This is a genomic window from Amycolatopsis pithecellobii, assembly GCF_009707865.1.
In the GTDB taxonomy this organism is placed as follows: domain Bacteria; phylum Actinomycetota; class Actinomycetes; order Mycobacteriales; family Pseudonocardiaceae; genus Amycolatopsis_E; species Amycolatopsis_E pithecellobii.
The window spans coordinates 17,045-32,256 of the sequence record NZ_WMBA01000031.1 but is presented as its reverse complement, the minus strand read 5'-3'; the positions used below and the strand labels follow the sequence as shown (position 1 = coordinate 32,256).

Below are 15,212 nucleotides of genomic sequence, written 5' to 3'. Positions count from 1 at the left end.
CGGCGGCGGCACACGCGGAGCCGATCGCCTCAGTCGACGAGTGCCCGGCCGAGCGGCGGGAACGGCCTTTTCGCGCCCATAGCGGTGAGTCCGACGTTCACAAAAGCACAAAAACCGAGGAGCGCGAAGAGGAGAATGACGTATCCGGCTGCCTTCAGCAGGTTCGCGTCACCGGTGGCCGCGCCGGCCGCGGCGAGCGCCAGCGCCGCCACGACGAGCGCGACGACCGCCGGGTAGATCGCCGGCAATCGCAACGTGGGTACCAGCAGGAACAGGAACAAGCACCCCCACGCGATGAAGAACAGTTCCTGCACCGAGCCTGCCTGCGCGGTGGTCACGCCGTACCAGTTGTGGCCGAGCCCGAGCAGCAACGCGCCGAGGCTGAGCCAGAATCCGGCGAACGTGCCGGTGATACCCGCGACCATCGTCTGGGCGAGCAGTGCCGCCCAGACGGTCACGATGGTGAGGAAGAGCCCGGTGCCGAACACGATGATCGGCACGACGGCGCCGAGCGCGGTCGCCGGGATCACCCCGATCAGCGCCATGCCGAGCGCGAGCGAACCGACGGCGAAGATCGGCAACCCGATGATCAGCGGGTCCCCGCCGGCGCCGACGACGACGCCTGCCGGCCCTGACCGCTCGACCATCGAACGGACCTCGTGGGCGGTGGGGGTGGGTGTGGACTCGTTGCGCTGCACCTGTGACATGGCGATCCACCTTCGAGTGGGCAGTCCTATCGGACCTATTGGAGACCCGCTCCCCCATGCCGCGCGTCTCAATCTGAGACACCGCAAGCCAATCCGGCTGGCTGAGCCACTCATCCACTAGGCTGACGCGGATGTCCGATCCGCTTCGCCCGGTCACGCGCCTGCGCCTGTACGAACAGGTGGTGCGGCAGCTGCGAGCGTACGCCGATGCCGCGGGCCTGCGCTCCGGTGACCGGCTGCCCTCCGAACGGGATCTCGCCGACCGGCTCCGGGTCAGCCGTGCGTCGCTGAAACAGGCCATCGTGGTGCTGGAAGTCCAGGGGCTGGTGGAAATCCGGCACGGCGGCGGCACCTACCTGCGCACCGACAGCCTGCATCCGGAGCCGGTGGACGAGCTCGTCGAACGGCGCCGGCGACTGCCCGATGTGCTGGACGCGCGCGAGGCGATGGAGACGAAACTCGCCGAGCTGGCCGCGGCCCGGCGAACCGACGCCGATCTCGCCGAGATCGACGCGGCGCTGGACGCGATGCGCGCCGAAATCGAGGACGGGGCCTTCGGTGAGGACGGGGATCGCCGGTTCCACGCCGCGGTGACCGCGGCCGCGCACAGCGAGCTGCTGGCCGACTTCATGGCCCGGATCGGCGCGCAGATCGCGGAAACGCGGCGGGAATCGTTGCGCCAGCCCGCTCGTCCCCCGCGGTCGCTCGCGCAGCACACGAAGATCGCCGAGGCGATCCGCGCTCAGGACCCTCCGGCCGCGGCGGAGGCGATGCGGGCGCATCTGGACACGGTCCGCCGCGTGCGGCTGCTGACCTGGAACCCTGACCAGGCGTGACAAGACCCCTGGTAAGAAGAGAATGTGCAGGCGCGCCGGTGGGGATGTCTGGTGCTCGTCATCGCCGTGGTGGCCGGTGGCGTGACGTGGCTGGTCCTCGTGCTGCGCAAGCCACCGGCTCCGGCGTGTTCGGCCGGCCAGTACAGCCTGACCCCGGACCAGGCACAGAACGCGGCGACGATCGCGGCGGTCGGGATGCGGCTCGGCATGCCGGACCACGCCGTCACGGTCGCGCTCGCCACTGTGCTGCAGGAATCGAAGCTTCGGAACCTGACCGGCGGTGACCGGGATTCGGCGGGGTTGTTCCAGCAGCGGCCGAGCCAGGGCTGGGGCAGCTACGAGCAGGTGACCGACCCGGTCTACGCGACGACGGCGTTCTATCAGCGGTTGCGCCAGCAGCCGAACTGGACGCAGCTGAGCGTGACGCAGGCGGCGCAGCTGGTGCAGCGTTCCGGCGCGCCCGACGCGTATGCCCAGTGGGAACCGGAAGCCCGGGTACTCGCCGGCGCGCTGACGGGTCAGACCCCGGCCACGCTCGCCTGCCACGATCTCGTCCTCGGCACCGCCACGGCACCCGCGCTGATCGCGGCCGCGAACGCGGAACTCGGCACGGCGGCGTTCACCGGCAGGCACGACCCGGCACCGGGGTGGGCACTGGCGACCTGGCTGGTCGCCAACGCGACCCGGTTCGCCGTCGACCGCGTCACCTTCGACGGCCAGACCTGGATCGCCGCCGAAGGCAAATGGTCGCCGACCGCCCCACCCGACGGCATGCTCACCCGCCACCAAACCACCCCGCCGACCTAACCCCCGGTTCCGGTCGCGCGAGTCGAGCGTTCCGTTCGCGCGAGTCGAACGTTCCCGTCGCGCGAGTCGAGCATTCCCGTCGCGCGAGTCGAGCATTCCCGCCGCGCGAGTTGAACGTTGCCGTTGCACGAGTCGAGCATTCCCGCCGCGCGAGTTGAACGTTGCCGTTGCACGAGTTGAACGTTGCCGTTGCACGAGTCGACCCTGCACCACGCACCGCACGGCTGCCGCACAGGACGAGACGCCACCGCACACCCGGACCCGCGCCGACGCCAGGCCGTCAGCCCGTGACGGGCCGCTGCCGCGAACTCGACGTCGGGGTGTCCGTGCTCGTGTCGCACCCGTCGCCCGGGAAGCAGTCCGGCGCGGTGGAGGTGCGCCATGGCGGGCGGGTCCACGGGACCGTGCTGGGCGGCTGTTCCTCCGTCGTCGTCTCGTCGGGCTCCGTCGTGGTCGGTTCTTCGGTCGTCGGCGGGGCCTCGGTCGTCGAAGGGGCGGTCAGGTCCGGCGCGTCCGGGAACGCCATCGCGGGCTTGCCGTCCAGGTAGCCGCCCATGTATGCCTGCCAGATGTAGCCCGGCTCCTCGCGCCCGTACACGTCGTACCCGCGCGCCTTTCCCTTGCCGTTGTGGTAGTTCCCGTAGATCGGCGCCGGCTGCTTCTTGTTGCCGAACCACACCGCGGTCACCACCTGCGGCGTGTACCCGACCATCCACGCCTCCGAGTTGTGCCCGCTGTCCTGGTACTGCGCGGTGCCCGTCTTCGCCGCGTTCGGCCGCGAGTCCGGCAACCCGTCTCCCGAGGACTCCGACACCGATGTCATCGACTGCGTCACGATGGCCGCGATGGCCGAGTTCGTTTCCGGATCGGTGGAGAACGCGGGTTTCGGGGTGGCCGTGAACCCGTACAGCGCCCGGCCCGCGTCATCGGTCACCCGCGCCACCAGGTGCAGCGGCACATACTGCCCGTTCGCCGCGAACGTCGCGTACCCCTGCGCCTGGTCGAGCGGGCGCACCGCGTACTGGCCGAGTGTGATGCCCAGTTCCGTGGTGCCGGTGCCCTTCCCATCCGCATCGTCGTTCTGCAGCGAGTCGTACGTCGATCCCAGCGAAGTGGTGATCTGCCGGGGAATTCCGGCGTCCCAGGCCGCCTGCCGCACGTCCCGCACCCCGATGTCGGCGCCCATCCGGTAGAACACCGTGTTCACCGACTGGGTCATCGCGTCCTTGACGGTGATCTGCGGCGCACCCTCGCCGTCGGAGTTGTGCACCACCTGACCGGCGATGGTCTGGTTGTCACTGCCGTCGTAGATCGTGTTCAGCCCGATCGTCTCCGGCTGCGCCCGCACTCCCGCCGCGAGCACGTACGGCTTGAACGAGGAACCGGGTTGCTGCGGTGTGGTCGCCAGGTCGTACGCCGTCGAGCCGTCGCCGCCGTAGTACGCGAGGATCTTCCCGGTGCGCGGGTCGGCCGACACCAGCGCGCTGCCTTCGTCGGGATAATCCTTGTCCGCGGCCATGATCTTCGTGACGGCCTGCTCCGCGGCGGCTTGCGCGGCCGGTTCGACAGTCAGGTAGATCTTCGCGCCCTCGGCCGCCAGCGACTGCTCGGAGTAGCCGGCCTGCGCGAGTTCCGCGAAGGCCTGCGACACGATGTACTGCCGGTCGGCCAGCGCCGATCCGCCGTTCTTCGCCGGGCCCGGTACCGGCGTGGGAAACGGCGCCGACGCGAGGTCCGCGGCCGTGATCCAGTGATTGGCCAGCAACCGCCCCATCACGTAGGCGTAGCGGCGCTGCTGGTACGCGGGATTGTCCGCCTGCGCCGGCAACTGCACGAGACCCGCAAGCAACGCGGCCTGCCCGGTGTTCAGCTGCGACACGTCCTCGTTGTAGTACGCCTTCGCCGCCGCGGCGATCCCGTACGCACCACGTCCGAAATAGACAGTGTTGAGGTACGCGGTCAGAATGTCCTCTTTGGAATAGGTACGGGTCATCTTGTACGACTCGACCATTTCCACGAACTTGCGGGACAGCGTCGGATCGTCGTTGCCGGTGGCGTTCTTGACGTATTCCTGCCCGATCGTCGAACCGCCGCCGGTGCCGCCGGTCACCCGGTTCCACACGGTGCGCAGGATCGCCTTGAGGTCGAAGCCCGAGTTCGTCATGAACGTCTCGTCCTCGGCCGCGATCTGCGCGTTCTTCATCGACGCCGGGATCTGGTCCCAGGTCACCACACTGTGGCTGTTCTGGGTCGATTTCGTATACAGCGTCGAGCCGTCCGCGTAGTACAGCGTGACCGGCTGGTTGAGGCTCGCCGCGAGCGCGTTCGGGTCCGGCACGTCGACCAGGAAGTAGCCGATGACGAAGGCCGCCACCGGCACGAACATGCCCAGTCCCAGTACGACGTAAAGGGTCCGGCGCACGCGGCGCCACAACGCCCGCCGCGGCACGCGACGACCACGGCCGTAGTCCACGAGTCGACCTCCGCACTGTCACACGCGGCTGCCGGCTCATGGTTCGGCTGCACGCTCGGGTTTCCGCCGGGGTCACTCTAGCCAGTGGCCCGGCGGAACCCGAGTGTGCCGCCGCCGGTGTCAGGTCCGCGCAAGGGACCCGTGCGGGTCGAGCACATACTTGCGGGCGGCACCGCTGTCGAACTCGCGGTACCCGCGCGGCGCTTCGGTGAGCGGGATCGGCGTCGCGTTGACCGCCTTCGCGATCTGGACCCGGTCGTGCAGGATGGCCATCATCAGCTTGCGGTGATAGCGCATGACCGGGCACTGGCCGGTGGTGAACTCGTGCGATTTCGCCCAGCCGAGGCCGATCCGGATGGACAGCGAACCTTCGCGGGCCGCCGGGTCCGCCGCGCCAGGGTCACCGGTGACGTACAGGCCCGGAATGCCCAGCGCACCGCCGGCCCTGGTGATGTCCATCAGCGAATTGAGCACGGTGGCCGGTTTTTCCGTTTCCGCCTCACGACCGTGGCCGCGCGCCTCGAACCCGACCGCGTCCACGCCGCAGTCGACTTCCGGTGTGTGCAGGATTTCCGCGATCTGGTCCTTGGGGTCACCCTGCGACACATCCACGGTCTCGCAGCCGAACGAGCGGGCCTGCGCGAGCCGGTCGGCGTTGAGATCGCCGACGATGACCACCGCCGCGCCCAGCAGCTGTGCCGACGCCGCGGCCGCCAGCCCGACCGGCCCGGCACCGGCGATGTAGACCGTCGAACCGACCGTGACCCCGGCCGACACGCAGCCGTGGAATCCGGTCGGGAAGATGTCGGAAAGCATGGCCAGGTCAAGGATCTTCTCCATCGCCTGGTCGCGATCCGGGAACTTCAGCACGTTCCAGTCGGCGTAGGGCACCAGCACGTACTCGGCCTGCCCGCCGACCCAGCCGCCCATGTCCACGTACCCGTAGGCCGAGCCCGGCCGGTCCGGGTTGACATTCAGACAGATCCCGGTCTTTCCCTCCTTGCAGTTGCGGCACCGCCCGCACGCGATGTTGAACGGTACCGAGACCAGGTCCCCCTCATGCACGAACTCCACGTCCCGGCCGACTTCGACCACCTCGCCGGTGATCTCGTGGCCCAGTACCAGTCCTTCCGGCGCGGTCGTGCGCCCGCGCACCATGTGCTGGTCACTGCCACAGATGTTCGTCGCCACGTTCTTCAGGATCACGCCGTGGTGAACTTCGCGTCCCACGTTGGCTTTGTTGACCCCGGGGCCGTCGTGCAGGACAAAGGTCGGATAGTCGATTTCCTCGACCTCGACGGTGCCCTTGCCGACGTACGCAACGGCTTTGTTGCCCGTCATCGTGCACCTCGTTTCGTCGTCGAACCGATGCCAGTTCACCGTACCTCTGCACGCGCGGGCGCACCTAACGTCCACTATGGACGGACGACGCGAAGTGGGGCCCACCGCCGACCCGGTGAGCCCCACGCCATGGGGTGACTGATTACCTTTCGTGTCAGGGAGAAGTGATGGGTGGCTAACCGGCGTACTGGGCGAAGACCCTGGTGTAGTCCCAATTGGACTGTGCCACGCCCGAGCACGAGTCGGTCAGGCCGCCGGGGCACGGGCGGTCCCGGTTCGCCGACCAGAAAGTGAGCCGCGCCAGGTGATGCGCGTTCGCGTAGCCGAGGATCGTGGTGAAGTCGCCCACCGTGACGGTCTCCGACTGGTCGGTGATCCCGTTCATCGATGAAATACCGCTGTGGCGGTAAGCGGTGTCGTCGTTGTAGCCGTACGCGTTCTTCAACGCGTTCTTGAGTCCTTCGGCCGCCTGCGTGGTCAGGGTGCCCATGTTCTGGCCGGCGCCACCGAAGTCGAACGGCATGATCGTCCATGCGTCGGCCTCGAATCCGGAGGAGGCCGCCCGGTTGATCAGGCTCGTGTCGGGGCCGGCCTGCCCAGTGCCGATGGTGACGTAGATCTTGATTCCCGCGTTGTTCGCGCGGATCGTCTTGAGCGCGTCCACGGTGCGCTGCTGCACGGCGGGGTCGTTGTACGCGTCGGCTTCGAGGTCGATGTCGATCGCCTTGAAGCCCAGCGCGTTGATGACGGCCTGGTACGCCCCGGCGAGCGCGCCCGCGTTCCCGCAGGACTGTTCGAGCTTGTTGCCGCTGTAGCCGCCGAAGGAGGGGATCACGTCGCCGCCGCCGGCCCGGATCGTGGTGACGGCCGACTGGTCCGCGCCCCCGGTCAGCGGGCGCGCGCCGTCCCATTGCGGGTTGCAGCTGCCGCCGGACAGCACGAACGCGAGGGTGAACCATTTGACCCCGGTGGCGGACATGATGTCGGCCGGATTCGGCGGGTTTCCCCAGCCTTCGTAAAGGTAAGGCGCGACGGCCATCGACCCGCCCGTGGCGGTGCCGCCGGGCGCGGACCACTGCTGGTTGGCCGTGCCGGCACAGTCCCAGATCTGCAGCTGGGTCCCGTTCGCGGTGTTCCAGTCGGTGTCGTCGAGACACTTGCCGGATCCGTTGTGCACCAAGGCTTTCGTACCACTGTTGTAGGTCCAGCTCTGCGCGCTCGTGCCGTTGCAGTCATACAGCTGGACCTTGGCGCCGTTGGCAGTGGCGCCGCCGGTGACGTCGAGGCACTTGCCGAGCGCGCGGACGGTGCCGTCGCCGGTGGTCCACCGCTGCGCGGCCGTACCGTTGCAGTCGTAGAGCTGGACATGCGTTCCGTTCGCGGTGGCGGCCCCCGCCACGTCGACGCATTTGCCGCCGTAGCCGGTGATCTGCCCGGTCGCCGCCTGCGCGGCGAACGGGGACACGACGGTCAATACGAGCGCACCCACGACCGCAAGAAGCGGAAACAACGTGCGGAGGGACATCGGCGTCACCACCAGCGGATCAACGTTTGTTGTTGGTGACAACGAAGTATGCATGGTCTGAACCAACTAAACAAGAGCCGATCCGGTGCAGACTTCACGACCGCGCAAGAAAATGCCGCCGGCGTGAGACCCGAAGTCCCACGCCGGCGGCGCCGCGAGATAACGCTCAGCCGACCGACGGCCCCAGCCCGAGCGACTGCGGGGTGCTCGCGTCCGGTGACGGCTGCCGCAGGCCCTCGTCCAGCGGCCCGTATTCGGTCATCAGCGCGGGACTGCCGCCCCACGGCGTCTGCTCCTCCGCGATCAGCGAGTTCGTGGTGAGCAATAGCCCGGCGACCGAGGCGCCGTTCTGCAAGGCCGAGCGGCACACCCGCAACGGGTCGATGATGCCCATGTCGATCATGTTCCCGTAGCGATCCAGCAAGGCGTCGAACCCGTCGTCGTCACCGAGCCGGCGGATGTGTTCGATCACCTCGTGCGCCGCGTAGCCGGCGTTCCGCGCGATGAGGAACGCCGGCTCGCTCAACGCCCGCCGCACGATCTCGGCGCCGGTCGCATAGTCGCCTTCGAGTTCTCCTCCGGCAAGGACCTTTTCGGCGTGCAGCAGAGCCGCGCCGCCACCGGCGACGATGCCCTCCGCCATCGCCGCGCGAGTCGCCGAGAGCGCGTCTTCCACGCGGTGCTGCAGCTCCTTGAGCTCCGAGGGGGTGGCCGCGCCGACCCGGATCATCGCGACCTTGCCGGTGAGCGCGCCGATCCGCTCGGTCAGCACGTCCTCGTCGATGCCGAACTGCGCCCGCTCCAGCTCGGCACGCAGCTGGTTCACGCGGAACTCCACCTCGGCGGGGCCACCGGCACCGCCGACGATCGTGGTCATGTTCTCGGTCACCCGGACCTGCTTCGCGCGGCCGAGATGCTCGAGCGTCATCGTCTCCATGGAAAACGAGGACTGTCGCGAAAGGACAGAGCCGCCGACGACCGCCGCGAGGTCCTCCAGCTTGTGCAGCCGGCGGTCCCCGAACCCGGGCGCACGCACCGCGACGGATTGGAACGTGCCGTTGACGTGGTTGTGCACCAGCATGGACAGCGCCGACCCCTCGACGGTTTCGGCGATCAGCACGAGTGGCCGCGGTGCGCGCATGATCTTGTCCAGCACCGGCATCAGCTGCTGGACGCTGGTGACCTTTTCCGCGCACATCAGGATGTACGGGTCGTCGAGCACGGCCTCCAGCCGTCCCGGATCCGTGACCAGGTAAGGCGAAAGGTAACCGTTGTCGAACTCGAAGCCCTCGACGAAGTCCACCGACATCCCGATCTGCGGCGCCTCTTCGACCGTTACCACACCGCCCTCACCCACGGTGTGCAACGCCGTGGCGATGACGGCGCCGACCACGTCGTCGTCGTTGGCGGAGATGGCGGCGACCCGCGCATAGTCCGCTTCGGACACCACAGGATGCGCCACCTCTTCCAGGCGCTCCACCAGCCTCGCGACGGCATAGTCGATCCCGCGCTTGACCAGCACCGGATTCCCGCCGCTGCCGATGGCCTTCATCCCCTCACGCACGATGGCCTGGGCGAGCACCGTCGCGGTGGTCGTGCCGTCGCCCACGATGTCGTTCGTCTTGATCGCCGCTTCCTTGACCAGCTGCGCCCCCATGTTCTCGAACTGGTTCTTCAAATGGATCTCGCGGGCGATGGTGACCCCGTCGTTGGTCACCACCGGGGAGCCGGTGATCTTCTCGATGATCACGTTGCGCCCCTTGGGGCCCAGCGTGGACTTGACCGCCTCGGCGAGCTTGTCCACTCCGGACAGCAGCAGCTCGCGGGCGTCCGAACCGAACCGCAGTTCTTTGGCCATCGCCTACTCCTCCAGCTTAAGGGGTCAGGATCGCGCGGCCGCGGACGTGACCGGCGTCGAGATCGGCCAGCGCGTCGAGCGCGGCATCCAGCGGATACTTCTTCGTGTGCAGGGTCACCTTTCCCGCCTGCGCCAGCACCATCAGCTCGACGAGATCGTTGTAGGTGCCGACCAGGTTCCCCACCACGTTCCGCTCGGTGGAGATGATGTCGATCGTCGGAATGTCGATGTTGCTGCCATAGCCGATCACGAAGTGCGAGCCGCCCGCACGCGTCATCGCGAACGCGTCCTGCTGCGCGCCTTGCTCGGCGACGAAGTCGAGCACGACCTCGGCCCCGTTGCCGCCGGTCAGGTCGAGCACGGCGCCGACCTGTTTCCCGTCCGCCGGCACGGTTTCGTCCGCGCCCAGTTCGGCCGCGAGCTTCAGCGCGTCGGCGTTGCGGTCCACCACCACGATCTTCGTCGCGGTCAGCGCTTTCAGCGACTGGATACCGATGTGCCCCAGTCCCCCGGCCCCGTTGACGACACATACGGTGCCCGGGTACAGCAGCGGTACGGCCTTGCGGACGGCGTGGTAGGCCGTGATGCCCGCGTCCGCGAGCGCGGCGACATCGGCTGGCTGCGTTCCCGGGTCGAGCTTGATGCACGCCCGTGCGGAGGTGAGCAGGTATTCGGCCATCCCGCCATCACTGTCGATGCCGGGAAACCTGCTGTTCTCGCAGTGCATGTCGTTGCCGGCCCGGCACGCATGACACAGCCCGCAGGTCGGCGTCGGGTGCAGGATCACCGTGTCACCGACCTCCACATTGGACACTCCGGGACCGACTTCGTGCACCCAGCCCGCGTTTTCGTGCCCAATCGTGTAAGGCAGGGTGACCCCCGACTTCTCCGCCCACTGCTCCTCGATGATGTGCAGATCGGTCCGGCACACCCCGGCTCCGCCGATCTTGACGACCACGTCGAAGGGTTCCTTCGCGGCCGGCTCCGGCACCTGTTCCACGACGGGCTGCTGGTGGTATTTGTGCAGCCGGACGGCTTTCATCCCGCACCCTCCTCGTTGTCGATCTGCGACTGTGCTGTTGTTACCAATCCGATGGCAGCCACGGCGGAAACGGGTGCTACAAGCGCATCGGCTGCGGTCCGTGTCCGCCTACTTCCGGTCGGACTGGTAACGGACGCGCAACATCCCGCGGCACACCCCCGAGTTCGCCTCCATGCTGGTGCGGGTGAGGCGGGCGAAGGCCAGGTGCCGCTTGACATCCCCGGCGCCGACACCGGTACCGCTGCCGGGATCGATCAGCAGCGGAGCGTCGTCGCCGGCAGGCAAACCCAGCTCGTGGCGGCGCTCCCGCAGCCTGGTAATGTCCACAGTGGACGGTATCTCGCCGAGAGTCAGCTCCGCCAGGCGCGCCGTGTCGAGCCCGGCGGAAACCAGTGCACGGCATACCCGGTCGGTCCCGGCGAGCACCGCCTTGCGCAGGAAGTCCGCGCGCAGCGAATCGAGCTCGTCCACGGCCTCACCCTCGAACGAAGCGACGAAACCAGAGCGTGCCGCGACGCCCCGGTTGATGGCTTCGGCCGCGAAGTGATCCTGCAGCACGACTTCGGTTTCCTCGATGCCCGGCACCGCGGACACCGCGTCGTAGGCGTCCGCGACCATCAGGAAGGCGAAGTTCGGCGCGCAGAAATACGTCGGCAGCCGCAACTGGACCTGGGCTCTGCCGGCGGAAACCTCGCACCGCGCGACAAAACCCAGGTCCGTCAACGGTTCGTCCAGTTCCGGATCCCGGACGGTGCCCAGCGCCGACCACACCTCGGCGTAGCCGGCGCGGGCACCCCGCTCGTGCAGTGCCGTCATGGGTTCGGCACGCCGACGGGCTCGACGACCTTCGGCGCCTGAAGGTCAAGCTCCGCGGGCACATCGATGCCGTACAGCCGCGCGGCGTTGAGCCCGAGAATCTTCTTCTTCTGCGCCACGGTCAGCGGCGGGAAGTCCGACAGCTCCTCGTCCGAGGGCATGTTCCAGTCGACGAACCCTTCGACCTGCCACTTCGGTTCCCAGATCGCGTAGTCGGCACCGAAGATCAGCTTGTCTTCACCGAGCCAGAACATCAGCTCGCCCATGACCTTCGCGAAGAACTTCGGCCGGGCGTGCATCAGCCCGCCGATGACCACCGCCAGGCCCGCGTAGACGTTGCGCTCCTGCGTCGCCATGAAGCAGAAGTCCTCGATCCGTGGCAGGCCGACGTGCTCGACGATGAAGTTGAGCCCCTGGAAGTTCGTCGCGACATAGTCCACATCGGACACATCGAAGGCGTCCTTGTCCAGCGGCCAGATCGTCGGTCCCTTGTGGACGTGGATGTTCTTGACGCCCAGCTCCTCACACTTTTCCAGATACCGCGCGGCTTCCGGGTCCTTCAAGTTCCAGCCCCGCGAGTCCCCGCGCCATTCGGCGGTGTAGAGCTTGACACCCTTGCAGCCGTAACGCTTGACCCGCTCTTCGAAGGCCCGCATCCCGGCGTCGCCCTCACGCGGGTCGAACGTGGTGTTCACCAGGAACTTTCCGGGGTGCCGCTCGGCCATCGCGCCGTCGGACTCGGTGGTGTTGAAGCCGTTGATGTACCACTGCCGCAGGTTCGTCGGCTGGAAAATCGCCTTGTCCACGTGCCCGACCTCGAACAGGTCGTGCATCATCAGTTCCTCGGAGTACTTCTGGAACCGGTCGATCGGCCAGTGCGTGTCCTGTGGACCGAGCCCCTGGTAGGCGTGGAAGCACTCGATCCAGCCTTTGGCGTACTCTTCCTGTCCCGGTACCCAGTTCTCCGGGCTCGCGTCCCAGAAATGGGTGTGCCCGTCGACGACGAAGTACTTCTCGCCATCCTTCTCGTACATCGGGTTGACCCCCTTTCGATCGTCTTGTTGAAGCGGCGGAGCCGCTTGCTGTGGGCCGTTAACCGGCACTCTGCTGCCCACGCCGCCACGCAAGCCACGCTCAGCATGGTTTTAACGGATGGGCTTGAGGTCGAAGTCGAGATACTCGGCCGCGTCCTCGGGGTTGGCGAACATGATCGTGCGGTCGTCGAGGTGCACCATCCGGCCGTAGTGGGTGGACATGCTCTCCTCGAACTCGGCCGCGTTGAACCAGCCTTCCTCCTCACCGGCGGCCTCGTCGACGTCGGCGTACACCACGTCGAACCTGTTCTGACCGTCCACCCGGATCATCGAAGGCAGGTGGGTGATGGTGACGTTGGGCAGTTTCTCCAGCACCTCGGCGACGATCACGCCGACTTGGTTGTTCATCAGCGTGAAACCGCACCTGTTGGAGGCGGTGTTGTCGGACTTGTAGGGGCTCTCGGCCGTCTTGAACGTGGTCACTGCGCCAGCTCCTTCGGTGCTTGCAGACCCAGATCGGACAGGATGCCGCCGAAGCGGCTCTTCGCACGGTCGAGACCGTCTTCGAAGCGCCGGGGTTTGGCGTCGGGCTGCGACCACAACGGTTGCAGCGTCCGCGCGGCGCGAATGCACCGTGGCACCCACGTGCCGAGCCACTCGTGCAACAGCGCCCGGTTGTGCTCGGCGAACTCCTTGTCGTTGACCAGCAAATCGAACATCACGCGGGTGTAGCGCAGGTCGCGCTCGGCGTAGTCGAACTCCTCGGCGCCGATCAGGGTCGGTGTCACGAAGTCGCCGTTGGCCGGTGCCGCCTGCTGCACCAGGTTGCTGCGGAACAACTCGCCCACCAACGGCTCGAACACGACGTTGGCGGCGAAGATCGCCTCGCACCAGTCGTCGATCCCGGTCAGCTGCTCGGCGACCTCCCGTACGCCTTGCCACGCCGGATCTTCGTTCCAGGTCACGAGATGCGCGCCGCCGTCGAAGTCCTCGATCTCCTCGGACAGGGTCAGGTTGTACAGCGCCAGGTCCTGTGCGGCCCGGATCCGGTGCATGCTGTTCACCGAGATCGCGTTGTTGTGCATGTTGGTCGGCGCACGCCGGTTGGCGTTGGCGAACAGGTACAGACCAAGTCCGTGGTCCACGTGCATCCACGCGCCGACGTGCTGTGCCACGAAGTGCACCCAGTTGCGGTTCCACTGCTCGAACGCCTTGGACTGGCGTGCCGCGTCGACGTTCTGGTTGAGCTGGCGGACCACGTTGGCGTTGTAGCGGTAGAGGGTGAGCTCCCATTCCTCGTTGGGGTCACGGAACTCGTGCCAGCCGAGCGCCGGCCAGTCATAGCCCTTGCCGCCGGAACCCGGGTACCGCTCGGGCACCGGCCGGTCCGTGCCCCATGCCTTCAGTTTCGTCCACTCCAGCGGGTATCCGCCGCGGCCGTCGGCGAAGCCGTACAGCCAGCCCTGGGTGAGATAGTGCCGCGGATCCGGCTGAACCTCGACGGTCACGTCCTCGTAGTGGCTCTGCTTGCGCTTGGCCGGGTTGAAGTAGTTGAACCGCCGCAGCTGCGAGTCCGGGAACTGTTTAGCGCCCGCCTCGGCGTCGGTGAAAACAGGCTTCGGCACGCTGCGTTCTTGGGTGGTCGACCCAGTTGTCGGAGCTGACATTTCGTTATCCCTCACCCGTCGTCGTGAACTTGTCGTAGAAGACTCGTTTCTCAGCCACACCCAAGGCGGGCAGTAGTTCCAGCGCCGCCTCCACCATCGGTGGCGGCCCGCACACATACGCGTCGGCACCGTCGAGACCGGTTTCGCACCGGCGCAGCACGTCGGTGATCAACCCGGTCTCCCCGTCCCAGTCCTCACCGTCCGGTTCGGACAGTGCTGGTACGTAACGGAAATCGGCCAGCTTCTCCTCCAGCGCGCGAAGTTCCTCCTCGAAACAGAGGTCCTTGCGACGCCGCGCGCCGTAGTAGAAGGTCGTCTTCCGCTCGATACCGCGCTCGGCCATCGAGCGCAGCAACGCCAGGATCGGCGCCATACCGGCGCCCCCGCCGATGAACACCAGATCCGCGTCCGGGTTGTCCCGCAAGGTGAACACCCCGAACGGTCCGGTCACGTCCAGCCGGTCCCCGACTTCCAGGCGCGTGTCGAGGAAGTTCGAGAACAGCCCATCCGGATAGCACTTGATGACGAACTCGAGCCGCCCGCCTTCCCGCGAGGACGTGTTCGCCATCGAGAACGACCGGGTCTCGCCGGTGCCGGGCACCGAGAAGTCCAGATACTGCCCCGGAAAGAACTTCACCGTTTCCGGCTCCACCAGCCGCACGATCAGATGCCGCATGTCGTGGGTGACACGGTCCTTCGAGACCACCTCGACGACCGCCTGCTGGATCGGGAGTCCGGAGTGGATCATCTCCTCGTCGTAGTTGAGCAGCTCGATCGTGAGGTCCTCGTAGGCGTGTGCCCGGCACAGCAGGGTGTATCCCTCCTCCTTTTCGAAATCGGGCAGCGCGAAGGTGGAGTACCGGTCGTGCTCGACGTCATCGCCGTCGAGAATGAAGGATTTGCAGGAGGCGCACTGGCCTTCCTTGCAGCCGTGCATCAGCATGACGCCCTGCTCGGCGGCGGCGCGGAGAATCGTCTGGTCTTCGTCCGCCTCGATCTCGATCCCCACGGGTTCGAACCGCACCACATGCTTGTCCGCCAACGAGACTCCTTCGATCGGCGCTACAGGCGGGGAGGGCGCGTGCGCCCTCCCCGGTCCACAACCG

Annotated in this window: 13 protein-coding genes; 2 read left to right on the top strand and 11 right to left on the bottom strand. The window is 67.2% G+C overall.

Annotation, left to right across the window (positions count from 1 at the left end; all coding sequences use genetic code 11):
- Nucleotides 1-29: 29 nt before the first annotated feature.
- On the bottom strand, nt 30-707 hold the full coding sequence (locus GKO32_RS19870; RefSeq protein ID WP_154758386.1) for a GPR1/FUN34/YaaH family transporter: 678 nt from the start codon (nt 705-707) through the stop codon (nt 30-32).
- A gap of 131 nt (nt 708-838) precedes the next feature.
- Between GKO32_RS19870 and GKO32_RS19865 the strand changes: the two genes are divergently transcribed.
- Both GKO32_RS19865 and GKO32_RS19860 read left to right on the top strand, forming a co-directional pair.
- Nucleotides 839-1,543: a FadR/GntR family transcriptional regulator gene (locus GKO32_RS19865; protein WP_154758385.1), complete on the top strand. Its 705-nt coding sequence runs from the start codon at nt 839-841 to the stop codon at nt 1,541-1,543.
- Between the two features lie 24 nt (nt 1,544-1,567).
- Entirely contained in the window at nt 1,568-2,350 is a 783-nt protein-coding gene (locus tag GKO32_RS19860) for a hypothetical protein (RefSeq protein ID WP_312868171.1), read from the top strand.
- A gap of 280 nt (nt 2,351-2,630) precedes the next feature.
- On the opposite strand, the gene GKO32_RS19855 is transcribed toward GKO32_RS19860, so the two are convergent.
- The 10 genes from GKO32_RS19855 to GKO32_RS19810 all read right to left on the bottom strand — a co-directional run bounded on the left by GKO32_RS19855 (nt 2,631) and on the right by GKO32_RS19810 (nt 15,148).
- Nucleotides 2,631-4,823: a transglycosylase domain-containing protein gene (locus GKO32_RS19855; protein ID WP_154758384.1), complete on the bottom strand. Its 2,193-nt coding sequence runs from the start codon at nt 4,821-4,823 to the stop codon at nt 2,631-2,633.
- Nucleotides 4,824-4,943: 120 nt separating this feature from the next.
- A complete protein-coding gene (gene fdhA, locus GKO32_RS19850; RefSeq protein WP_154758383.1) occupies nt 4,944-6,164 on the bottom strand; it encodes a formaldehyde dehydrogenase, glutathione-independent in 1,221 nt (406 codons plus the stop codon).
- Nucleotides 6,165-6,339: 175 nt separating this feature from the next.
- Nucleotides 6,340-7,689 carry a chitinase gene (locus tag GKO32_RS19845; RefSeq protein ID WP_154758382.1) on the bottom strand — a complete coding sequence of 450 codons (1,350 nt, stop codon included), beginning with the start codon at nt 7,687-7,689 and terminating at the stop codon, nt 6,340-6,342.
- Nucleotides 7,690-7,855: 166 nt separating this feature from the next.
- Nucleotides 7,856-9,547: a chaperonin GroEL gene (groL, locus tag GKO32_RS19840; protein WP_154758381.1), complete on the bottom strand. Its 1,692-nt coding sequence runs from the start codon at nt 9,545-9,547 to the stop codon at nt 7,856-7,858.
- A gap of 16 nt (nt 9,548-9,563) precedes the next feature.
- Nucleotides 9,564-10,589: an NAD(P)-dependent alcohol dehydrogenase gene (locus GKO32_RS19835; RefSeq protein WP_154758380.1), complete on the bottom strand. Its 1,026-nt coding sequence runs from the start codon at nt 10,587-10,589 to the stop codon at nt 9,564-9,566.
- Between the two features lie 108 nt (nt 10,590-10,697).
- Nucleotides 10,698-11,405 (bottom strand): iron-sulfur cluster assembly protein, encoded by a 708-nt coding sequence (locus GKO32_RS19830; RefSeq protein ID WP_154758379.1) that lies wholly within the window; start codon nt 11,403-11,405, stop codon nt 10,698-10,700.
- Entirely contained in the window at nt 11,402-12,439 is a 1,038-nt protein-coding gene (locus GKO32_RS19825) for an amidohydrolase family protein (protein WP_154758378.1), read from the bottom strand. The genes GKO32_RS19830 and GKO32_RS19825 overlap by 4 nt, the downstream gene beginning before the upstream one ends.
- Nucleotides 12,440-12,550: 111 nt before the next feature.
- Entirely contained in the window at nt 12,551-12,922 is a 372-nt protein-coding gene (gene mimD / locus GKO32_RS19820; RefSeq protein ID WP_312868170.1) for a propane 2-monooxygenase effector subunit MimD, read from the bottom strand.
- Nucleotides 12,919-14,106: a ferritin family protein gene (locus GKO32_RS19815; RefSeq protein WP_154758377.1), complete on the bottom strand. Its 1,188-nt coding sequence runs from the start codon at nt 14,104-14,106 to the stop codon at nt 12,919-12,921. The genes mimD and GKO32_RS19815 overlap by 4 nt, the downstream gene beginning before the upstream one ends.
- Nucleotides 14,107-14,110: 4 nt before the next feature.
- A complete protein-coding gene (locus GKO32_RS19810) occupies nt 14,111-15,148 on the bottom strand; it encodes an FAD-binding oxidoreductase (RefSeq protein WP_154758376.1) in 1,038 nt (345 codons plus the stop codon).
- Nucleotides 15,149-15,212: the final 64 nt, after the last annotated feature.